This is a genomic window from Bacillus sp. 5RYD7K (genome assembly GCF_059831465.1).
Map to the genome: position 1 here is coordinate 1732925 of NZ_CP191200.1, position 24354 is coordinate 1757278.

Below are 24354 nucleotides of genomic sequence, written 5' to 3' on the forward strand. Positions count from 1 at the left end.
AGGAGGGACAATCATGACAAATCAACATTTATTGACGGAAGTGTCTGCAAAAGAGGTGCTGGACGCTTACAAGCCCGGGGCGTTCTTTTTAGCTTCCCCGAAAAGTACGCTCCTTGCAGAAGGTGTGTTTGCAAAAGTGCCGGATACAGACGCGGAGAATCAGCTGGACTCACTGCCTGAACGTGTGAGACAGACGCTTCTTGAGGCAAAGCAAGCCGGCATCAAACATCCGATTGCGGCCGGCGCCATTCCGTTTGACGGCAGAAAGGCTTCGCGGCTTTTTGTACCGAAAGCCGTCCTTACGGCAGGTCCGCTTTCGTTTACGGAAGCTTCCGCAGAAAAACCCCAAGCGAATACATATGATATCCGGCCCGTTCCTGACCCTGAGGGCTTTATGAGCGGTGTGGAACAAGGCGTTTTAAACATTACGGACGGTCCGCTCAGCAAAATTGTACTGTCAAGGACGCTGCATCTGACCGCTGAAAGAGATATCGACATTCCCCAGGCCGTCAAGCATTTGGCGCAGCACAACCCGCGCGGCTATACATTCGCTGCAGATGTGACGGGAACGTCAGAAACAAGAAAAACGCTTTTCGGCGCGAGTCCTGAACTGCTTCTGTCGAAAAACGGAACATCGATTCTGTCCAATCCGCTGGCAGGTTCCAGACCGCGAAGCACAGATCCGGCTGAGGATCAGAGAAGAGCGGAGGAACTCCTGCAATCAGCTAAAGACCTGCATGAACATGCCGTAGTCGTTGCCGCAGTTGCCGCCGCACTTAAACCGTTCTGCCGTGTGCTTGATGTGCCGGAAAAACCGTCACTCATTAAAACTGAGGCGATGTGGCACTTGTCCACCGAGGTGAGGGGAGAGCTTAGTGATCCGTCAACGACATCGCTTGAGCTGGCCATCGCTCTTCATCCGACACCCGCTGTATGCGGAACGCCGACGGATGCGGCGAGAGAAGCGATTCAAAATATTGAGCCGTTTGACCGCAATTTCTATACGGGAATGGCAGGCTGGTGTGATGCTGAAGGTGACGGAGAATGGATTATCGCACTCCGCTGCGCCGAAGCGGAAACAAAGTCTCTCCGGCTCTTTGCGGGTGCCGGGATTGTCGCCGGATCAAAGCCGCAGGACGAACTGGACGAGACATCGGCGAAATTCCGCACCATGCTCCGGGCGATGGGGCTTTATCAAGATGAGATGTAAAAAAGGAGGAAACGGATCGTGCTGACTGGATTTACGCCATGGCCGGAAGAATGGGCTGACAAATACCGCAAAGACGGCTGCTGGAAGGGTGAAACGTTCGGAGGGATGCTGAAAGAGCGCGCGGCTTTATACGGAGATCGAACTGCCGTGACGTGTAAAGATGTACATTGGACCTACAAAGAATTAGATGAAAGGGCAGATCGTTTAGCGGCGGGGCTGCATAAGCTCGGAATTCAAAAGGAAGACCGCGTTGTCGTTCAGCTGCCGAATATCGCTGAGTTTTTTGAAGTGATTTTCGCGCTGTTCCGGCTCGGAGCGCTGCCCGTTTTCGCGCTGCCTTCTCACAGAAGCAGTGAGATTACGTATTTCTGCGAGTTTGCAGAGGCGAAAGCATACATCATTCCTGATTCGCATTCAGGCTTTGATTACAGAACGCTTGCCAGACAGGTGAAAGACAAACTTCCGGCTTTGGCGCATGTCATTGTGGCCGGCGAGGCTGAGGAATTTCAGGAACTGAGCAGCCTGCATAGAGAGCCCGTCCAGCTGGAAGACGTCAGCCCGGCGGAAGTCGCCTTTTTACAGCTTTCAGGAGGCAGTACGGGGCTGTCCAAGCTGATTCCGAGGACACACGATGATTACATATACAGTCTGCGCCTCAGTGCGGAAATATGCGGCTTGGATCATCACAGCGTTTATTTAGCCGCTCTGCCGACAGCGCATAACTATCCGCTCAGCTCGCCAGGTGTGCTGGGAACTTTATATGCCGGGGGCCGGGTTGTTCTGTCACCTGCGCCGACTCCGGATGACTGCTTCCCGTTAATTGAAAAAGAGCGTGTCACGATTACAGCGCTCGTCCCGCCGCTTGCGATGGTGTGGATGGAAGCATCCGCTTCGCGACGTGATGATTTATCAAGCCTTCAAGTGCTTCAGGTTGGAGGCGCCAAATTCAGCGCGGAAGCGGCCCGCCGTGTGAAAAGCGCTTTCGGATGCACTCTTCAGCAGGTTTTCGGAATGGCGGAAGGATTGGTGAATTATACGAGACTGGATGATCCCGAGGAGATCATTGTCAATACGCAAGGCAGACCGATGTCACCATTTGATGAGGTGCGGGTTTTAGATGATGACGGACGGGACGTGGCTCCCGGCGAAACCGGACATTTGTTTACACGCGGCCCTTACACGATTCGCGGATATTATAAAGCGCCTGAACATAATAAAAGATCATTCACAGACGACGGCTTTTATCAGACCGGCGATCTCGTCAAACTGACGGCGGACGGTTATATCGTCGTCGAAGGACGCGCGAAAGATCAAATCAACCGGGGCGGCGAAAAGATTGCCGCTGAAGAGGTGGAAAATCACCTTCTGGCTCACCCTGCCGTTCATGATGCGGCCATGGTTTCAATGCCGGATGATTTTCTCGGAGAGCGGTCCTGTGTGTTCGTCATTCCGAAAGGAGAAGCGCCGAAACCGGGAGAGCTGAAAGCGTTTTTACGGGAGCGCGGGCTGGCGGCATATAAAATTCCCGACCGGGTTGAATTTATCGCTTCTTTCCCAAAAACCGGCGTCGGCAAGGTCAGCAAAAAGGACCTTCGCGAAACGATCGCCCAAAAAGTAAAGCCTGCTGAAATCAAACAATCATAAAAAAAGGAAGTGTTTATATTGGCTATACCGGCTATTCCCGCATATGCGCTGCCGACAGCGTCAGATATGCCTGAAAATAAAGTATCGTGGACGCTGAACCCGAAACGCGCGGTGCTTTTAATCCATGACATGCAGAATTATTTCGTCGATGCTTTTGAGAAAGGGAAGGCTCCGATCACGGAGGCGGCTCAGAATATCAAGAAAATAAAAGAGCAATGCAAAGCGCTCGGCATTCCGGTGGTGTACACCGCGCAGCCGGGCAGCCAAGACCCGGCAGACCGCGCCCTGCTGACGGATTTTTGGGGGCCGGGACTTAAAAGCGGTCCTTATGAAGAAAAGGTCATTCCGGAGCTTGCCCCCGAAGATCAGGACATTGTCCTCACAAAGTGGAGATACAGCGCGTTTAAACGGACGAATCTCCTTGATATCATGCGTGAAAAGGGCAGAGATCAGCTCATTATTACGGGAATTTACGCACACATCGGCTGCCTTGTCACAGCCTGTGAAGCTTTTATGGATGATATTCAAAGCTTCTTTATCGGAGACGCCGTAGCTGACTTTTCTTCAGAAAAACATAAGATGGCCATCGAATATGCGTCCCAGCGCTGCGCTTACACGGCTCTGACAAACGAAGTACTGGAAGTGCTGGGCGGCTCGCCGGTTTCTGACGGAAAAGAGAAGACTCCCGCCGCATTGACAAAAGAACGGGTCCGGGAGCAAATTGCGGCGATTCTTCAAGAATCCCCGTCCGATATTCCGGATCAGGAAGACCTGCTGGACAGAGGGCTTGACTCCGTCAGAATCATGAGCCTTGTCGAACAATGGCGCCGTGACGGAGCTGAAGTGACGTTTGTGGAACTGGCGGAGAATCCGACGCTTGAAGAGTGGTGGAGACTGCTTTCTTCCCGATCTCAAAAAGTCTTGCCGAATGCAGATTATTTATAAGGGAGAGAATAGAATGCATCATACACAACAGCTGCCTCTGACAGGCGCACAGGCCGGTATCTGGTTTGCGCAGCAGCTTGATCCTGATAATCCGATTTACAATACAGGCGAGTATGTTGAGATAAATGGCGCGCTCGATGTGAACATATTTAAAACGGCTCTTGAACGTGTGCTGACTGAAGCCGCGTCATTACACGCCCGCTTCACAGAGGGAACAGACGGACCGGGACAGACGATCGTTCCAACTTGTGAGGCGACGATTGATGTCATAGATGTGAGCGCAGCGGCTGATCCGAAGCAGGCCGCACTCAGAATCATGCAGACTGATTTGGCTGAGCCTGTTGATATGGCGGCCGGGCCCTTGTACCGCGACATTTTATTCCAAGCCGGACCGGAACGCTTTTTCTGGTATCAGCGCATTCACCACATCGCGATAGACGGCTACGGTTTTTCACTGCTGGCACGGCGTACGGCGCATTTGTACACCGCAATACGGGAGGGACGTCCGGATAACGGGCGCTCCTTTGGTTCTTTGGAGGATCTGGTAAAAGAAGATCAAGAGTACCGCGCGTCTGATCAATTCCTGAAAGATCGGGAATTTTGGATGGGGAAATTTGCAGATGAACCTGATGTCGTCAGTTTGGCGGAAAGAGCGCCGAGAACGTCAGCAAGCTTTCACAGGAGCACGGCTTATCTTTCTGAAACGGCTTTACAGCATGTGAAAGCGATTCCGAACTGGCATGAGGCGGTCACGGCCGCGGTAGCGGTATATGTTCATCGGATGACAAGCGCCGGGGATATCGTGCTCGGTTTGCCGATGATGGGACGGATCGGCTCGATTTCACTGAATATTCCGAGTATGGTGATGAATCTGCTGCCTTTGCGGCTTTCTCTCCGCCCGGATATGAGTTTTCACGAGGCCGTCAGCCGAGTGGCAAAAGAAATCCGAACCATCCGGCGTCATCAGAAATATCGCCATGAAGACCTGCGCCGTGATCTTAAATTATTAGGAGAAAACCGCAGGCTGTTCGGTCCGCAAGTCAATGTAATGCCGTTTGATTACGCGCTTGATTTCGCCGGAGCGCGGGGAACCGTTCATAACTTATCAGCAGGTCCCGTTGATGATTTGTCAATTAACGTTTACGACAGAGCCGACGGCAGCGGATTGCGTGTGGACTTTGATGCGAATCCGGAAGTGTACAGCGCCGAAGATATTGAAAACCATCAAAAACGCTTCCTGCTGCTGTTGGAATCAGCTGTGAAAGACCAGACACAAAAAATCGGCACACTCAATCTTCTGCTTGAAAACGAACGTCTCCGCGTGCTGAAAAGCTGGAATGACACGTGCAAACCTGAAAGGCAGAAAAGTCTCCCGGAGCTGTTTTACGACCAGGCCGTAAAAACACCGCACCGCCCGGCAATCATCACGGAAAACGAAGAGCTCACCTATGCCGAATTGAATAGGCGCGCGAACCAGCTTGCCGGCATGTTAAAGCAAAAAGGGCTCGGGCCGGAACAATTTGCCGCTTTACTGCTTCCGCGGTCACAGGATTTGGCCGTGAGCATGCTGGCCGTTTTGAAAACGGGAGCGGCGTACCTGCCGCTTGATCCTGATTTTCCTTCTGAGCGGATCACATACATGCTCAAAGATGCACAGCCTGTCTGTCTGATTACAACGATGGAATTATTGGGCCGCATGCCGGAAGACAGTGATGCAAAAAGGATCATTCTTGATGACCCGGATACGGTACAAAATATTGCCGGTCAAAATGCTGACGGTCCTGCTCAGGCGGAATGTTCACCTTTAAACCCTGCTTATATCATTTATACTTCGGGCTCAACGGGCAGACCGAAAGGCGTTGTCGTCACATTAAAAAGCGTAAGCAATTTTCTCTTATCCATGCGGGAAATGTTCCCGCTCGGCGGACAAGACCGCCTGCTCGCCGTTACGACTGCGGCGTTTGATATTTCCGGGCTTGAGCTCTTCCTTCCGCTCATCAGCGGGGCGGGGTGCGTCATTGCCCGAAAAGAAACAATTCAGGAGCCGCAGGCGCTTGCACACATGATTCACTCATACGGTATTTCCATCATGCAGGCAACGCCGACATTATGGCATTCATTAGTCACAAATGAACCGGATTCACTTCGGTCGCTGCAGGTGCTTGTCGGAGGTGAGGCGCTCCCGAAAGCGTTAATGCATGCCCTGCTTGAATTAGGCTGTACGGTGACGAATCTGTACGGGCCGACTGAAACAACAATCTGGTCGGCCGCACAGCCGCTTGCAAAAGGCCATACAGGGACGCCCCCGATCGGAACGCCGATTTGGAACACGCGGGTATATGTGCTGGATGCCGCATTGCAGCCCGTCCCGTCGGGAGTTGCGGGTGAGCTTTATATCGCGGGCGAGGGGCTTGCCAGAGGCTATTTTAACAGGCCAGATTTAACAGCGGAAAGATTCATTGCCGACCCGTACGGCCCCGCAGGTGCGAGAATGTACCGGACGGGGGATCTCGTACGCTGGCGTGAGGACGGTTCACTTGATTATATCAGCAGAGCCGATCATCAAATTAAAATCCGCGGGTTCAGGATAGAATTAGGGGAAATTGAGACGGTGCTGTCGAACTATCCGGGTATTTCGCAGGCCGCTGTCATTGTCCGTGAAGATCAGCCGGGAGACAAGCGGCTGGCGGCTTATGCTGTCGCGGATCACCCCCTTGATATCGGCGGCCTTCGTGCATATATGGGCGAAAGCCTGCCGGATTATATGGTGCCGGGCGCATTTGTACAGCTGGAGGAACTGCCGCTGACACCGAATAAGAAGCTCGATCGCAATGCTCTGCCTGCCCCTGATTTTTCCGCTGTCCTGAGTGACAGGGGGCCGCGGACGCCGCAGGAAGAAATATTATGCGATCTGTTTGCCGAGGTTCTCGGTCTCGCACGGGTCGGAATTGATGACGGATTCTTTGAACTGGGCGGCCATTCACTCTTAGCGGGACGCCTGATGAGCCGGATCCGGGAGACGATGGGCGCAGAGCTGGGCATCGGCCGTCTGTTTGATACGCCGACGGTTGCCGGGCTCGCCGCACAGCTGGACACTGCAAAGAACGCGCGGCCAAAGCTTAAGCCGTTTGCCCGGCCGCAGCATATCCCGCTGTCATTCGCGCAGCTGCGTCTGTGGTTTCTCTACTGCCTTGAAGGTCCGAGCCCGACTTACAACATTCCGGTGATTGTCCGTATGTCAGGAAAGCTTAACCAAACAGCGCTGAAACACGCCTTTTACGATGTTGTCAGCCGCCATGAAAGCCTGCGCACCGTTTTTCCGGAAAATAAGGGCTCGTCTCATCAGCTCATTTTGCCTGCTGAAGAAGCCCGTCCCGTGTTTACAGTGACACATGCAGACGAAAACGAGCTTCGAGACATGCTTGCCGCTGCGGCACGCTACCGGTTTGATCTCGCAAAAGAGCCGGCCGTACGGGCTGAGCTGTTTGATCTTGGTGACGGCGAATATGCGCTGATGGTTCTTCTGCATCACATCGCAGGTGACGGCTGGTCCTTGAATCCGCTTATGCGTGACTTATCCGCGGCCTATATCGCCCGCCAAACAGGCAAAAAAGCAGAATGGCCGCCGCTAGCGGTTCAATATGCGGATTATGCGCTTTGGCAGCAGCAGCTTTTAGGAAGCGTATCTGATTCTGAGAGCTTAATAGCGCGCCAGCTGAATTTCTGGAAGAAAACACTTGAAAATATACCGGATCAGCTGGAGCTGCCGTCTGATTTTCCGCGACCCGCCGAATCAAGCTACAGAGGGGGCGTCATTCCGGTCAAAATCGGCCAAGAGCTTCATACCCGTCTTCTCTCACTTGCCAGAAATCAGCGCGTAAGCCTGTTTATGGTGCTTCAGTCAGGGCTTGCCGCACTGCTGACCCGGCTCGGGGCCGGAACCGATATTCCGATCGGCAGCCCGATAGCCGGCCGCAGTGATGACGCACTGGGCGACCTTGTGGGCATGTTCATTAATACTCTCGTGCTGAGAACCGATACCTCAGGCGATCCAAGCTTTTGTGAGCTTCTTGAAAGGGTCCGGACGATAAATCTCGCCGCATATGAACATCAGGACGTACCGTTTGAACGTCTCGTGGAGGAATTGAATCCGGTTCGTTCCCGGTCAAGACATCCGCTGTTCCAAGTGATGCTCGCATTCCAAAATACGCCTGATCCTGTACTCAGCCTTCCGGACATGGAAACAAGCCTGCAAATCAGCAGCGTCGGAGCGTCCAAATTTGATTTGACGCTGGAATTGGCCGAACAGCGCCATGACGACGGGACGCCTGCCGGTATTGAAGGTCTTTTGGAATTCAGCACGGACCTATTTAAAAAAGAAACGGCTGAAGCACTTGCGGGACGTCTGCTTCTTCTGCTCGAAGATGCCGCATCGCATCCGGAAAAGCCGATCGGAAGCTTAACGATTCTTTCTGATGAAGAGCGCCGAAAGCTATTGCCGGTTAAACGGAATAAACAGCACACTCAGCCTCGAAAGACATTGCCTGAACTGTTTGAAAGACAGGCCGCCGAAAAACCGGATGAAACGGCGGCCGTATATAAAGAGAGCCGGCTCACTTATAAAGAGCTGAATCAAAAAGCCAATCAGCTTGCACATATGATGATCGCCCGCGGTGTCGGCCCGGAGCAGTTTGTCGCGCTGGCCCTGCCGCGCTCTTTAGATACGATTGTCGGGCTGTTAGCCGTCCTGAAAACGGGAGCTGCGTATTTGCCGCTTGATCCCGATTATCCGTCGGACCGCATCGCTTTTATGTTACAGGATGCCAAGCCTGTATTTATGCTTACCAATTGTGAAGGCGCAAGTAAGTTTCCTGCCGATAGCGGTATGCCGTCCTTCATTTTGGATGACCCGCAGAAAAAAGAAACACTTGAGCAATATGCCGTTACGAATCCGACTGACGCAGACAGGATTTGTCCGCTGTCACCGCTTCATCCGGCTTACGTCATTTACACGTCGGGATCGACCGGTGTGCCGAAAGGAGTCATCATCCCGCACAGCAATGTCATCCGGCTGTTTGAGTCGACACAGCACTGGTATCGCTTTAATTCTGATGATGTATGGACGATGTTTCACTCTTACGCATTCGATTTCTCTGTCTGGGAAATGTGGGGGCCTTTGCTTCACGGAGGTCGTCTCATTGTCGTGCCGCATGACATCAGCAGATCGCCGGAAGCGTTTCTGGATCTTCTCGTGAAAGAGCGAGTGACAGTGCTTAACCAAACGCCGTCAGCGTTTTACCAGCTGATGCATGCGGAAAAAGAAAACGAAGAGCTGGGGCGCAAGCTCGCACTCAGATATATCATCTTCGGCGGCGAGGCGCTTGAGCTGGGCCGGCTTGAAGATTGGTACAGCCGCCATCCGGACGATAAGCCGGTGCTCATAAATATGTACGGCATTACGGAAACGACGGTGCACGTCAGTTATCTTGAATTAGACAAAAATATTGCGGAACTGAAGGCAAACAGCCTCATCGGCTGCGGCATTCCTGATCTGAACGTATATGTGCTTGATGACCGGCTTGAGCCTGTGCCTCCGGGCATCACAGGCGAAATGTATGTTGCAGGGGAAGGGGTGGCACGCGGTTACTTAGGGCGGGAAAGCCTGACCGCGGAACGCTTTGTGGCTGATCCGTACGGCCCGCCGGGAACGAGAATGTACCGGACGGGGGACTTAGCCCGCCTGCAGACGGACGGTTCTCTTGATTATATGGGAAGGGCGGATCACCAGATAAAAATCCGCGGATTCCGGATTGAACTGGGAGAAATCGAGGCGGTTCTCGTCAAACATCCGGGAGTTGAGGACGCGGCTGCAGTCGTCCGTGAAGACCGGCCGGGAGACAAACGGATCGCCGCTTACCTTGTCCGCTCTGACAGCAGCAGCTTAGATACGGGAGAGATTCGCCGGTTTGCCGGAGAAAGCCTGCCGGATTATATGGTTCCGTCTGCTTTTGTCCAAATGGATGAACTGCCGCTGACACCGAATGGAAAGCTTGACCGAAAAGCGCTCCCTGCGCCTGACTTCCAAATGGAGGTCTCCGGCCGGGGACCGAGAACACCTCAGGAAGAAATGCTGTGTGAGCTGTTCGCAGAGGTGCTGCACCTGCCGCGTGTCGGTATTGATGACAGATTCTTTGATTTAGGCGGCCATTCTTTGCTTGCGGTCCATTTAATGAGCCGTATACGGGAAGCGATGGGAGCCGAGCTCAGTATCGGAACATTATTCGAAGCTCCTACGGTTGCAAGTCTTGCTGAAAGGCTTGAGACGGGCACAGGGACAAGCGCGCTTGATGTGCTTCTGCCGCTCAGAACAGCCGGAGAAGAAACACCGCTGTTTTGTGTCCATCCTGCCGGCGGTCTCAGCTGGTGTTATGCCGGGCTGATGTCTTCTTTAGCAGCCGATTATCCGATATACGGTTTACAGGCGAGAGGCATCGGAAAAAAAGAACCGCTTCCCGCAAGCCTTGATGACATGGCGGCGGATTATATTGAAAAGATCCGCACCGTGCAGCCGAAAGGGCCGTACCGTCTGCTCGGCTGGTCTCTCGGGGGAAATGTCATTCAGGCCATGGCGACACAATTACAGAGCCGGGGCGAGGAGGTTTCGCTTTTGGTAATGCTTGACGCGTACCCGAATCATTTTCTGCCGATAAAAAATGCGCCTGATGACGAGGAAGCCGTCATTGCGCTGCTTGCCCTGGGAGGGTACGACCCGGACAGCCTCGGGGATCAGCCGCTTGATTTTGACACCGCGCTGACCATTCTCCGCCGTGAGGGAAGCGCATTAGCCAGTCTGGACGAGTCGGTGATGATGAACCTGAAAGACACGTACATTAATTCTGTCGGGCTGTTAGGAACATACAAGCCGAAGCCGTTCCATGGAGATGTACTGTTCTTCAGATCCACGATTATTCCGGAGTGGTTTGACCCGATTGAGCCGGATACTTGGAAACCGTATATTACGGGAAAAATCGAGCGGTATGATTTAGACTGCCGCCATAAGGATATGTGCCAGCCGGGACCGCTTGCCGACATCGGCGCGATTCTGGCAGAGAAATTAAACGGACGGCGTACAGTCCGGTAAAGAAAGGATCAATCTGCTATGACAAATCCATTTGAACGGGAAGACAGCTTATATCATGTCCTAGTCAATGCTGAAGGCCAGTACTCACTGTGGCCGGCCTATCTGGATGTGCCGGACGGCTGGGAAACCCGCCTGATGAATGAAAACCGCTCCGTTTGTCTCGAATATATTGAAACAAACTGGCGTGATATGAGGCCGGAAAGCCTGAAACAGGCCGAAGCCGCTAAGATGTAATAAATAAAGCCTGCCGCTATTTCGGCAGGCTTTTTATACGGATATCAGCTGTTAAGCTGTGTATGATCACAAAATGTATAAGGGTGGCCTTCTTCATTCGTGCACCATGACTGAGACAGAAAAGCCAAAAAGACCGCGGCCCACTGGTCTGCAAACTGGATTAAAATACCGCCGTCGTGCCATGTTCCGTTATCCTTCTTCCAGCGTGTGTCAATTGGATTTCCCTGATTCATATGAATATTATGCATGCCGTTTGTCGGTTTGAACCCGAAAATCTTATCAGCGCCCGGCTCCGGTCCGAATTTAGAGCCGTAAATATAGACGACGGCTTTTTCCGATTTGGCTTTTTGCATATACGTCTCAATAAAATCATTTAAGTCATTATCAGGCCCGGTGACTTCATGCGGGAGCGGCACCATGTTCCGGGGATTAAACAATCCGCCGCGCACATAATCCAGCGCCAGCTCACGGCTCGTTTCATCAATTGGGGTGTACCCATACGGTATGTTCGGCAGCAGGGTGATCGCGCTTGCGTCAAAATGATCGCGCGCCGCATACAGAACCTCTGATTCTTTTGAACTTGACATGACATTGATCGCACAGCGATAGTGCGTATCAGGCTCGCCTAACACCTCGACTTGAAAATGCGGAGAATCATCATCTGTTTCCCTTCTCATATCTAACACAGTGCCTTTTAATACACCATAGTGCTGAACAGCCATATGAATCCTCCTTTTTCTTCCGGGATATGAATTGATATTCGAGACAGGTGTCCGTTTTTCCTTTTATGAGAAAGAAAAAAGGACAGCCCGCTGATCAGGCTGTCCTCTTCATATCTATTAAGCTTTTGCAGCTGAACCTTGCATCGCTTTTTCAGCAGGCACGTAGTCATAGCCTAAGTCTTTGGCTACCGCTTCATACGTGACATGTCCGTTAGCCGTATTCAGCCCCGCTTTAAGCGCCGGGCTCTCGGCAATGGCTTTCGCCGCGCCTTTATTGGCGATTTCAAGCGCGTAAGGAACGGTCACATTCGTTAATGCGAGCGTAGATGTACGCGGTACGGCGCCCGGCATATTGGCGACAGCGTAATGAACGACGCCGTGTTTTTCGTAAGTCGGATTATCGTGTGTTGTAATATGATCAACGGTTTCCACAATGCCGCCCTGATCAATGGCAACATCAACAATGACGGAACCCGGTTTCATCTGTTTGACCATTTCTTCCGTAACGAGAGTCGGCGCTTTGGCTCCCGGGATGAGTACGGCGCAGATCAGAAGGTCCGCTTCCGCAACAGAGTCTGCAATATTTACAGGGTTTGAGATCAGTGTTTTAATCTGATGCCCGAAAATATCATCAAGCTGACGCAGGCGGTCTGCGTTCAAATCGATCATCGTCACATCGGCACCGAGTCCGACAGCCATTTTCGCGGCATTTGTTCCGACGCCGCCCCCTCCGATGATCGTGACTTTCCCGCGGGATACACCCGGTACGCCGGCTAATAAAATTCCTTTTCCGCCCTTTGGTTTTTCAAGGAACTGAGCACCGATCTGAGCGGCCATTCTTCCGGCCACTTCAGACATCGGCGTAAGCAGCGGAAGTGAACGTCCGTCCGTTACCGTTTCGTACGCAATAGCTGTCACGCCTTTTTCTGTAAGCGCTTTAGCTAATTCCGGCTCTGCGGCTAAATGAAGGTAAGTGAATAAGATCAGGCCCTGACGGAAATACGCATACTCCTCAGCCAGCGGTTCTTTTACCTTCATGACCATTTCCGCATTCCATACTTGCTGTCTGTCCTCCAGAATTTCCGCGCCTGCAGATACATAATCTTCATTAGTAAAACCGCTTCCGAGTCCCGCTCCGGATTCCACAAGAACCCGATGGCCGTTTCCGATAAGCTGTGAAACGCCTCCAGGTGTTAATGCCACTCGATTTTCATTGTTTTTGATTTCTTTTGGAACCCCGATAATCATGTCTGTTTCCCCCAATGTTTGTGTGATGCTTCAAGTGTAGCGCGATTTTTGCGAAAATTCTTTGTTTGAAACAGAAAATAAAAAAACACGGATTTGTGAAATTTCACGAACCCATGCTGCGAAGCTTGATATCAAGGTAAATCGTAAACTTTTCATTCACGTTTTTTAAGTCGATTTCTGCGATCTGGCTGATTCTCTTCAGCCTGTAATTCAATGTATTGACATGAATGTTAAGCGCTTTAGCGGCGGTGTTGACGTTGCTGTCGGCATCAATGAAATGTTCGAGCGTTTTTACCATATCGGCCTGATGCTCTCTGTCATACTGCTCAAGCTTTGACAGGGAATAGTTCATGTAGCCGCTGTGCTTACGTTTTTCATCCAACACATCAAGGTACTGATAAATGCCGAGTTCAGAAAAGCTGAAAAGGTGTTTGGTTTCTCTCACAAACCGTTCTTTCGCTTTTAACACGGAGAGCGCTTCCTGGTAGGAGCGGTAAACGTAAGAAATTGATTCGTAAATACCGCCGATAGCAATCGACGCATCCTCAATTTTATATCGTTCTTTCAGCTGTTTTTGAACATGGAGGGCGAATTGTTTTAAATCTTTAAAAGGCTGATCGGTTTTCGGCGCGGTTAATAGGATTAATTCATTTGAATCGACAGTCGCCAGCATGACATGAATCTGCTGTGTCGTTTCCTGCAAATATTGCAGCTGCTGTTCCGTCTTTTCAGTCAGCTCCTCATGCAAACGGATGATCATGACGCTGAACACGGACGGCAGCGCCATTCCGAGCTTATGAAATCCTTCGGCCATTTCGGCTTCCTGATAAATATGGCCGGTCAGCATTTTCCAAAAAAACTCCTGGCCCCGCTCTTCGATTTTCGTTTTGCGGATCTGCAGATGCAAGAGCTTGTTCCGCACCGCTTTGGCTGCCAGCTGAAGCGTCTTCAGATCCTCGTCATTGAGCTTTTTTTTGATCTCAAGCGCCCAAATAAATCCGAGAACCTGACTGTTTTTCCAGATGGAAATCGCCACACGGTTGCTCAGGCCGACCTCGTCAATTTCTTTCACTTTGATCGGCTGGTCCGTTTTTAAAAGGGCCGGAATGGTTCCGTCTTTCCACAGTTTATTGATGACTTTTTCAGGCACCCTCCGCCCGATAATCGTCGACGTCCGGGCCGGATCTGTACAATCGCTGTGCGTGCTGTATGCAAGCAGTTTATGATTAACGTCTTCTATTGTAATGGGGCATTGAAGGACCTCGCTGATATGGTCAGCTACATCTTCAAGCCTGTCGAAACTGTACTTAAATGGATCTTTTGGATTGGTCATCTGTATCCCTACTTTTTCATAGCTTCATATCTTGATCTTACCATCTTGTTTTTCAGACTGAAAGGCATCTTTGAACGGAAATGAAATAGGAAAATAGGATCATTTGAAGAAATGGAAAAGAATAAGATAATCATACTATTATCTTTACAAAATGTGTAAATATGACGAAAAATCCAATATATCATAAGACTCATTTTGTAAAATTAAAACAGATTTGTTTGACTGTGCCGAATTGTTGTTTTTATAATAATGACGTTCAAAAAATAAGTGAATTAGCCCATATTTAGGCTGATGACACAGGAGGGTATAAGGAATATGTCTGGATTAATTCGTGTCACACCCGAAGAGCTAAGAGCGATGGCTAAGCAATATGGCGTTGAAAGTCAGGAAGTCATGAATCAGGTTGACCGCCTGAACCGCATGATTTCTGATTTGAAAGGTATGTGGGAAGGTGCTTCAAGTGAAGCATTCGCGGATCAATATGAGCAGCTGAAACCTTCATTTATTAAAATGTCTGAATTGCTTCAAGATGTGAATCATCAGCTCGATCAAACGGCAAATACGCTTGAGTCTACTGACCAAGATATCGCTAACCAAATTCGCGGATAATAAGATGAATGAAGAACGGAGCGCCTGATTCAATCAAGAAGACGGCGCTCTTTCTATGTAAGGGTGATATGAATATGTATATCGATATTACAATAGATTTAACACATTATAACGGCAGCGTCTTCGATCTCAGATTGTCAGATTACCATTCTGTGAAAAAAGTCATTGATATTGCCCGGCAGGCTCAGCAAGTATCCGTTCCGCCGCGTGAAGGCTATTGGATCAGAGTGGTCAATAAAGAAACGGTTTTTTCCGGAGAGCAAAAATTATCTGACTGCGGCATTACGAACGGAGACCGCCTTGAAATTTTATGAGAGGACATGGTGGAATGACAGGTCATAACAGATCTTATTTAGAAACAGAACTGGACGCCGTCCGGGAAGAAACCGAATCAGGCTTCACGTTCACCTTCCAGCGGGAAAAAGTCAAGCTTCTTGACGGGCTGGAAGCAAACGTGATTAAAGAGGCTGATCCTTTTTTTCAAAAAGAGGTTTCAGTCTCAGAAGACGAAGTAACCATAACGATCAGACCTCCTTCTTCTTACCAGGCTTTCCGCTATATAAAAGGAAAAGATAAGAAAAGCAGGTGGCAATTTTCCTACCGTCTCGTTCAAGCCGTGAAACAGCATAAGCTGAAACGGCTCAATCTGATTGCCGCCCCGGAAAATATCGTGTTTGATAAAGCGCTGACACCCTACTTTCTTCATTACGGCGTAAAGGAGAGCCTCCCGCCTTATGAAGAAGACAGAGAAAGGGTGTTAAAAGAGCTCAAAGCATGTGCGGCGCTTGCGGCTGACGGGGCTTTCACCTTTGAAGAATATTTGAAGTACAAGGAGACGCTTCAATTCTCTCCCGAGGTAAAAAGCGTGTTAGAAGCGGAAACGTTTGAAGAACTGGAAGAAACCATTCTAACCGTAATTGATTCCCTCGAAGCAAGGGACAAGACATACATAAAACTGCCGAAAAAGAAATGGAAAATCCAAAGATACGCCGGACTGGCGCTAGCCGTCCTCCTTGTGCCGGCACTTCTGTATTCCTTGTACGCACTGTTTTTCGCCCAGCCGAAGCAAGAGGCAATCACTGAAAGCAACCGCTATTTTTTAAATCAGCAGTACAGCAAAGTCATTGACACACTCGCCAAATACGATGCGGAAAGCCTTCCTGAATCGGTGCAGTACGAGCTTGCTTCTTCTTATGTGGCAGTTGAAAATCTGAGGGAAGAACAGCGGAAAAACATCGGAAATCTGGTCACCCTGCAATCAGATCCGAAGCACTTCCTTTATTGGATCGATATCGGGCGAGGGGAAAATGAAGAAGCCATCAATATCGGCCGCAATCTTGAGTACAACCCGTATATCTGGCTGGGGCTTACAAAATATAAGCAGCAATTATTGGCGGATGACAGTATGAAAGACGACGAAAAGCAGAAAGAACTGGACGCTGTGGAAAGCGAGCTGGAGAAGGCGAAAAAAGAGGCGGAGGAGCAGAAAAAAGAAGCGGACGAAAACACCGCTGAAGCTTCCGCAGGGCAGGATAAAGACGGCAAAAAGGACGAAGCAAAGGATAACAAAGAGAGCGACAAGAAAGATGAGAAAAAAGATGAAAAAAAATAACCGCGTATATCAACAGGCCGCAGGTAACGATCAGGCAGTCAGGAGGTTCGCCATATGAGTCTGTTATGGGTCTTTTACCGGGAGCACGTACAAAAGATTCAGCTGTCTGAACTCCCGCCGTCTCAGCCGATTACGATCGGCCCGGAAATAAAGGATACGATCACGTTCGGCACACTGCCGTTACAGCAGCCTGCCGCAGCCCTTTATCGTAAGGAAACAGATCGTTACGAAGTTTTCCTGGGAAATAACTGTGCCGGCGAATTGACAATAGGAAATGAAATGCCCTGCCGGATTGAAGAAGAGACGCTGCGGCTTCTTCTCACTCCTGATCAGGAAGAATCCTCCGTTTACTTTATCGGCGGGAAGGACGAGATCGTTTTCTCATCAGAAACAGAGGAAGCGGATATATACAAAGAGCCGTCGTCCGCTCAAACAGGCGATTTTTATTTGCGAAAAGCGGGAGGAAGCTGGTCTGTTGTTCCTGGCGGCCGGGAAATTTATCTGAACGGAGAGCTCACAAAAGCTCCTGAAAAGCTTCGGACGGGAGATGAGCTGCTGTGGAATTTTCTGCGTGTGAGGCTGACCGAGGACGACCTTTTAGAAGTCATTCATCACGAACCGTTTCAAAGCGGCTTAATCAAAACGATAAAGCCAAGCACCGAAATGAAAAAGAAATACCCGCAATATCGAAGAACGCCGCGGATGGTCTACGATCTTCCCGAAGACCGCGTGTCATTCAGTTTCCCTTCGCAGGAAAGCGAACAGAATAACCGGGGGCTGTGGCTCGTCATTCTGCCTCCTGTGGTCATGCTGATTGTAATGGGGGTTGTCGCCATTATACAGCCGAGGGGCATTTTCATCCTCGTCTCTTTGGCGATGTTTATGATGACGCTCATTACGTCCACCGTGCAGTATTTCCGAGAAAAAACGCAGCGGAAAAAACGGGAGGAAAAGCGGGAGCGTGTGTACAAGCAGTATTTAGAAAACAAACGGAAAGAGCTTCAGACGCTTTCGGAAAAGCAATTGCAAGTGCTGACGCATCACTTTCCTCCGTTTGAAAAAATGAAATATTTAACCTCTGAAATCAGCGGCCGCATTTGGGAGAAATCGCTGGAAAGCAGAGATTTCCTGATGCTCCGGCTCGGAACGGGCACGGTTCCGGCAAGCTACGAGATTTCGATGAGCGGCGGAGACCTGGCGAACCGTGATGTCGATGACTTGATGGAGCAGTCGCAGCACATGCAGCGTATGTATAAAGATATCCGCCATGCGCCCGTGACCGTTGATTTACAAGAAGGGCCGATGGGGCTCGTCGGGAAACCCCAGATCGTCAAAAATGAAATTCATCAGCTGATCGGCCAGCTCGCTTTCTTCAACAGCTACCATGACCTGCGGTTTGTCTTTATCTTTCATGAAGAGGAATATAAGGATTGGGAATGGATGAAGTGGCTGCCGCAATTTCAGCTGCCTCATATGTATGCGAAAGGGTTTATATACAATGAACAGACGCGCGATCAATTGTTATCGTCCATTTATGAGCTGCTGCGGGAGCGGGATTTGGAAGACGAGAAAGAAAAAAAGATCTTCCAGCCGCATTTTGTTTTTGTCATCACAAATCAGCAGCTGATTGCAGAGCACGTCATTTTAGAATATATCGAAGGCCGGCATGAGCATCTCGGCATCTCGGCGATCATTGCCGCGGAAACGAAGGAAAGCCTGGCAGAAAACATTCACACCCTCGTCCGCTACATTAATGAGGATGAGGGCGACATTCTCATTCAGAAGAAAAAAGCGGTGCAGATCCCGTTTAAGCTGGACAGGCATGAACGGACAGACAACGAGCGGTTTTCCCGGACGCTTCGGACATTGCACCATCAGGTCGGGATGACGAATTCCATTCCTGAAACGGTCTCATTTCTGGAACTGTTTCATGCGAAGGAAGTAAAAGAAATCGGCATCAGGCAGAAGTGGGAGACAAGTGAGTCTGCTAAATCGCTGGCTGTTCCGATCGGCTACAAGGGAAAAGACGATATCGTGTATTTAAACCTGCATGAAAAAGCCCACGGGCCGCACGGATTGCTGGCGGGAACGACCGGCTCCGGGAAAAGTGAATTTCTGCAAACTTATATTCTGTCATTGGCCGTTCATTTCCACCCGCATGAAGCGGCGTTTTTGCTGATTGACTATAAGGGCGGAGGAATGGCGCAGCCGTTCCGCAAGATGCCGCACCTTCTCGGAACCATTACGAACATCGAAGGAAGCAGAAACTTCAGTATCAGGGCGCTTGCCTCCATCAAAAGCGAGCTGAAAAAACGGCAGCGGCTGTTTGATCAATACCGCGTCAATCACATCAATGACTATACAAAACTGTATAAACAGGGAGAAACGGATATTCCGATGCCGCACCTGTTTTTGATTTCAGATGAATTCGCCGAGCTCAAAAGCGAAGAGCCTGACTTTATCAGGGAGCTTGTCAGCGCGGCGCGCATCGGGCGGAGCCTCGGTGTGCATTTAATCCTCGCCACGCAAAAGCCGGGCGGCATCATTGACGACCAGATATGGAGCAACTCACGCTTTAAGGTCGCGCTGAAAGTGCAGGATGCAAGCGACAGTAAAGAAATCCTGAAAAACAGTGATGCGGCGAATATTACCGTCACCGGACGCGGCTATTTGCAAGTCGGAAATAATGAAGTGTATGAGCAGTTCCAGTCTGCCTGGAGCGGCGCCCCTTACATGGAAGATGTATACGGCACCGAGGATGACATTGCCATTGTTACCGATACCGGCCTAATTCCGCTGTCTGAGGTCGACGCGGATGATGCGGCGAAAAAAGACGCCCCGGCAGAAATAGAGGCCGTAGTCGAAGAAATCGAGCGGATTCAAAAAGAAATGGGCATTGAAAAGCTGCCGAGCCCTTGGCTGCCGCCGCTTGCCGAACGTATTCCGCGCACGCTTTATCCTGCGGAGGAAAAAGACCGCTTCTTCATTGCCTGCGTGGATGAGCCTGATCAGCAAAGACAGGCGCCTCTCGCTTATACGATGATGGATGACGGCAACATCGGTATTTTCGGCTCATCCGGCTACGGCAAGTCAGTTTCTGCCATCACGTTCCTGATGAACTTCGCGGAAGGGTACACGCCACAAGAGCTTCACATGTATATCTTTGATTTCGGTAACGGAACGCTTCTGCCATTGGCAAAGCTTCCGCACACCGCAGATTATTTCTTAATGGATCAAATGAGAAAGATTGAAAAATTCATGATCCGCATCAAGGAAGAAATCGAGCGGCGGAAACGGCTGTTCAGAGAAAAAGAAGTCAGCCATATTAAAATGTACAATTCACTCAGTGAAGAAGAGCTGCCGTTTATATTTATCACAATTGATAATTTCGATATCGTCAAAGACGAAATGCATGAATTGGAAACGGAGTTCATCCAGATTTCACGCGACGGGCAAAGCTTAGGCATTTACTTCCTGCTGACCGCAACGAGGGTAAACGCCGTCCGCCAGTCGCTGTTAAACAACTTAAAAACGAAAGTCGTTCATTATTTAATGGATCAGTCAGAAGGATACTCCATTTACGGGCGCCCGCCGTTTAGTCTCGAACCGATTCCGGGCCGCGTCATGATCCAAAAAGAAGAACTCTATTTCGCGCAAATGTTTCTTCCGGCAGAAGCGGAAAATGACCTCGAGATGTTCCAAGCGCTGAAAGACGATGTCAAAGCTTTAGCTGTTCGCCATGCCGGAACGGCCGGTCCAAAACCGATTCCGATGCTCCCGGACATGCTGACGGCCGGCGAATTTTCGCTCCGTCTCGAACCGGGTCAAGAACCGTTCCGAATTCCTGTCGGGCTGCATGAGGAAAAGGTCAGCCCCGTGTACTTTGATCTGGGTAAATATAAACATTGCCTCATTTTAGGACAGACACAGCGTGGAAAAACAAATATCCTGAAAGTCATGCTGAATCACCTGCTGCGTGAAGGAACGGAACAGATCGGACTATTTGACTCAATTGACCGCGGACTGTCGCAATATGCGCAGGAAACAAAGGTCAGTTATCTGGACACAAAAGAAGACATACAGCAGTGGATCGAATCGGCTGAAGCCATATTCACGGAGCGTGAAGCCCAGTATGCACAGGCCGTTAAAAATGGTGATGTGCACAAACTCAGTTTCTCTCCGATCGTGTTAATGGCCGACGGCATTACAAGATTCCAGCAGACAATCGACACCGCCATTCAGGACAAGCTGGCGATGTTTATGAAATCTTACGCGCATGTCGGCTTCAGTTTCATCCCGGCGGGCAATCACAGCGAATTCTCAAAAGGCTATGATTCCTTAACGACGGAAATGAAACAGATCCGCCACGCGATGCTGCTTGTGAAAAAATCCGAACAAAACGTTATTCCGCTGCCTTACCAAAGGCAGGAACCGGATATTCAGCCGGGCTTCGGCTATTTGGTTGAAAACGGGAAGGAGCAAAAAATCCAAATACCTCTATGTTCAGCGGAAAGGGAGGCCGTCAGATGACAGAACAACGAAAAAGCCTGATCAAATTAATAGCCGCGGTCGTTATCATTCTGGTGCTGCCGGTGCTGTTTTTCCGATTTATCGGCGATGACCCGGGAAAACAAAAAATCAATGCCACCCGCCAAATCGCAGTCGTGAATGAAGACATGGGCTTACAAACAGATGAAAATGAGGGGCAGGAATCCGTCCATTTCGGAAAAGAAGTGGCGGCGGCTCTCGGCGGCCGTCCGGATTATTCCTGGACGGTTGTCAACAGGAGCGCGGCTGAAAACGGTCTGGCGGCTAAGAAGTATGACGCCGTCGTTTACATTCCATCCGATTTTTCAAAAGACATTTTAAGCTATGACAAAGAGCGTCCGCAAAAAGCCACGCTGACATTCAATATTCAAAGCAGCCTGAACGCCGTCAACAAAGAAAAAGTGCAGCGTGAGCTTGAAGACGCCCAAAAATCAATGAATAAAAAAATGTCGGCATTGTATTGGAATTTCGTCTCACAAAAAGTGAACAATGTCAGAGGCGATTTTGACAAGATCGTCAATAAAGAATCAGAATTTCAAAACGTCATGTACAACTTTTACAAGCCGAGCTCCAATGACTTGGCAGGTGAAATCAAACGGCAAAAAGACCTGATTGACGAACTGAAAAAATCAATGAATGAAGCACAAGGCGCGGCAAAAGAAAAATTGACTTCGGCAGATGAAGCCAAAAACACGCTCAAAGACTTTGCCGATACGGTTGAACGCTATAAACAATATCAGGAAAATCAGAAAAAACTGCTGATGGCCGCGCAGGAACAAAATCAAAAGCAAATCACAACCGGCCTGAACGCCATTAAAGCACAGCAGGCCGCCAATCAGTTCAGCGCCATGATGAGCAGGCTGTCTTCAGGCATAAACCAGGCGCAGACACAGCTCGACCAGACAGGAGCGGCTCTGTTTGCCGCCCAGCAGGTGAGAGAAGCGCAGGTGCCTGATCAGGAACGCGGGATGGCAAATATTCAATCCAATTTACTGAACAATTATTTGACTCAATATAAAGCTCAAGCAAGATTTGAAACACTGAACAGCATCCAAACCCTGATGAAAAGGGACCGGCAGGCATTAACCGTTCCGGAAAATGATCCGAGGGATGACGGCTCAGATGAACCGAAAGAAGAAGAAAAACCGGAAGAAGAAAAACCCGGCGATCTGAAAATTGACCTTGACGATCAGCGTGATGAATTAAAACGCATCTCCGCTGAAATCAATCAAATTTCAGACGGATTAAAAGAACCGGAAAAAGAAAATCCTGACCCTGAAAAACCGGGCCAAGGTGATGACGGTGAAAAACCCGGAGGTACCGATCCGAATAACGGAACGGCTCCCGGAGAAGACGGAAAAACGGAAGACGGCACAAAAGATCAGCAGCCTGATTCCGATAACACAGGCGTCGAAGAGCCAAAAACCGTCCAAACCGCATCGGCCGCTAAAAACGTCACTCCGCCTGCTGTTGAACCGGCGGACGATCCAAACGATTCTGAAGGAGACGGCGGCACGGGAGTTTCTGACGCGAAACAAAGGCTGAACCAAGCCGCAGAGCGCATTCAGCAAATTGAAAAAGAGCTGGAAGAGAAACAGCAGACTCATAATGAAGAACTGAAAAAACGTCTCGATGCTCTTGATGAAGAAATCCAAGGCCTTAAAGACCGAATTGAAGACGCGAACAAACGAGCGGACAAATTACGTGAGCAGCTGGAAGAATCAAAAGAAAAGAGAAAACAAGACTTCAATACCGTTTACAGAATGATTGTAAAAACAGAACAGAACATTCTGAACTATCCGTCATTGGATAGCGGCCGCAAATCTGCTCTTGAACAGATGTTTGCCGCTGACATCAATACAAAAGAGATATCCGATTTAATGAGTTACTATAATGATTTATCTTTGTATGAGGCAACACTCTATCACTCTCTTGACGCAGGCCCGCTGCCTGATGTGAAAAACAGGGTGCTGAAAGCCCAGCAAGGCGAAGTCCAAACCGTTCTCGCCATCAAACCGGAAGAAACGGCAAGCTGGGAAAACCTGAAAAACAACAAAATGCAGACAGATGAAGACATCAGCAATTTCATTAAAGGCATGACCGAATTCTCGGATAACTACAGCTCGTATATCAGAGATGAACAAGCCGGAGTGCTCAATGAGCTCGCCAGCATTTCAGACAGCGCGGCGAAAGCATCCGATCAGCTGGCTGAAGGCGCTGTGCAGGAAGCGGCCGCATTCAGCGGAGACGGATTAACCGGAACGATGGCGCTCGGCGCTCAGGATACCGTCGGCCGCGAAGTGCTGCAAATGTCTGACACGATGGGCCATCTGTCAGAACGCCAGTCCGGCATCATCAGCTATACCGACAATATGCAGCAAAGCGTAAATGACGTCCAGCATAAAGCGGACACCCTGAACAGCAACTGGGGCAAAAACGTCGATTCCACGAAATTGATCAGAAATGACGTGTACGGCATTTTAGGGAACGCGCTCGTTGACGGACAGGAAAACGGATATGTTTACGATTATCTCGCCAATCCGCTTAAAATCAGCGGAGAGGTGCCGGAAGACCGGGCTCAGAATGTTCCGCCGGTCGTCATTTTGGTAATCGTTCTGATCAGCAGTCTTCTGATCGGCTATTTCAGCTCGTATTATCAGCAGGCGCCGCTTCTTGTCAAAGGCGCGCTCTTTGGGATTTTAAACATAATGGTCGGGCTGATGATCAGTCTGTTCGGTCTGAATATCTACTCACTTCCGGACGATCAGACGATTAAATGGTCAGTCTTTACGATTCTCCTGCTTGCGGCGAGTTCAGCTTTCATCCGGGCAGCCTTTGTCTTTGGCTCAATCACCGGGTGGATCGCTTCATCAGCGCTCATTCTCTTTTATGTGGCGCCTTTGATCGACCTGATTATGCCGAACTTCAGCTTTGACAGCCCGGTATCGAAAGTGTATATCGATATTCAATACGGAACGGGCCATCTGTTTGCGATGGGGATAACGGTTCTTGCGATCATTACGCTGATTGCGGCGGCGCTTCCGCTCATCATTCGGCTGCTTGCGGAAAAAACGGAGGAAAGTGATCAGTCTTATGAGGCGTAACACA

Annotated in this window: 13 protein-coding genes; 10 read left to right on the forward strand and 3 right to left on the reverse strand. The window is 50.0% G+C overall.

Annotation, left to right across the window (positions count from 1 at the left end; all coding sequences use genetic code 11):
• Window positions 1–13: 13 nt before the first annotated feature.
• Genes dhbC through ACQE26_RS08665 form a run of 5 tightly spaced genes read left to right on the forward strand, consistent with a single transcriptional unit; the run spans window position 14 to window position 11174 of the window.
• The gene (dhbC, locus tag ACQE26_RS08645; RefSeq protein ID WP_438420513.1) at window positions 14–1210 is read left to right on the forward strand and encodes an isochorismate synthase DhbC; all 1197 of its coding nucleotides are present in this window, start codon (window positions 14–16) and stop codon (window positions 1208–1210) included.
• Between the two features lie 18 nt (window positions 1211–1228).
• Window positions 1229–2854: a (2,3-dihydroxybenzoyl)adenylate synthase gene (locus tag ACQE26_RS08650; protein WP_500471278.1), complete on the forward strand. Its 1626-nt coding sequence runs from the start codon at window positions 1229–1231 to the stop codon at window positions 2852–2854.
• A gap of 18 nt (window positions 2855–2872) precedes the next feature.
• Window positions 2873–3799, forward strand: a complete 927-nt coding sequence (locus ACQE26_RS08655; protein ID WP_016938095.1) for an isochorismatase — start codon at window positions 2873–2875, stop codon at window positions 3797–3799.
• 13 nt (window positions 3800–3812) lie between these two features.
• The gene (locus ACQE26_RS08660) at window positions 3813–10940 is read left to right on the forward strand and encodes an amino acid adenylation domain-containing protein (protein ID WP_500471279.1); all 7128 of its coding nucleotides are present in this window, start codon (window positions 3813–3815) and stop codon (window positions 10938–10940) included.
• Window positions 10941–10958: 18 nt separating this feature from the next.
• Complete coding sequence (locus tag ACQE26_RS08665) at window positions 10959–11174, forward strand: MbtH family protein (protein WP_060964406.1); 216 nt, start codon at window positions 10959–10961, stop codon at window positions 11172–11174.
• 44 nt (window positions 11175–11218) lie between these two features.
• Here the strand turns inward: ACQE26_RS08665 and ACQE26_RS08670 are convergent, their stop codons facing one another.
• The 3 genes from ACQE26_RS08670 to adeR form a co-directional block, all read right to left on the reverse strand.
• Window positions 11219–11896 (reverse strand): DUF2278 family protein, encoded by a 678-nt coding sequence (locus ACQE26_RS08670; protein ID WP_500471280.1) that lies wholly within the window; start codon window positions 11894–11896, stop codon window positions 11219–11221.
• Window positions 11897–12013: 117 nt separating this feature from the next.
• Window positions 12014–13144, reverse strand: coding sequence for an alanine dehydrogenase (gene ald, locus ACQE26_RS08675; RefSeq protein ID WP_500471281.1), 1131 nt, complete (start codon window positions 13142–13144; stop codon window positions 12014–12016).
• 103 nt (window positions 13145–13247) lie between these two features.
• Window positions 13248–14477: a sporulation transcriptional activator AdeR gene (adeR, locus tag ACQE26_RS08680; protein ID WP_060964409.1), complete on the reverse strand. Its 1230-nt coding sequence runs from the start codon at window positions 14475–14477 to the stop codon at window positions 13248–13250.
• Window positions 14478–14792: 315 nt separating this feature from the next.
• Between adeR and ACQE26_RS08685 the strand changes: the two genes are divergently transcribed.
• From ACQE26_RS08685 to esaA, 5 genes are all read left to right on the forward strand, one after another.
• Complete coding sequence (locus ACQE26_RS08685; protein ID WP_003152013.1) at window positions 14793–15086, forward strand: WXG100 family type VII secretion target; 294 nt, start codon at window positions 14793–14795, stop codon at window positions 15084–15086.
• A 74-nt stretch (window positions 15087–15160) separates the two neighbouring features.
• Window positions 15161–15400 (forward strand): ESX secretion system protein YukD, encoded by a 240-nt coding sequence (gene yukD / locus ACQE26_RS08690; protein ID WP_016938101.1) that lies wholly within the window; start codon window positions 15161–15163, stop codon window positions 15398–15400.
• Between the two features lie 14 nt (window positions 15401–15414).
• Window positions 15415–16698: a type VII secretion protein EssB gene (essB, locus tag ACQE26_RS08695; RefSeq protein WP_500471283.1), complete on the forward strand. Its 1284-nt coding sequence runs from the start codon at window positions 15415–15417 to the stop codon at window positions 16696–16698.
• Between the two features lie 54 nt (window positions 16699–16752).
• Complete coding sequence (gene essC / locus ACQE26_RS08700; protein WP_500471284.1) at window positions 16753–21228, forward strand: type VII secretion protein EssC; 4476 nt, start codon at window positions 16753–16755, stop codon at window positions 21226–21228.
• Window positions 21225–24350 carry a type VII secretion protein EsaA gene (esaA, locus tag ACQE26_RS08705; RefSeq protein WP_500471285.1) on the forward strand — a complete coding sequence of 1042 codons (3126 nt, stop codon included), beginning with the start codon at window positions 21225–21227 and terminating at the stop codon, window positions 24348–24350. The genes essC and esaA overlap by 4 nt, the downstream gene beginning before the upstream one ends.
• The last annotated feature ends 4 nt before the right edge of the window (window positions 24351–24354 follow it).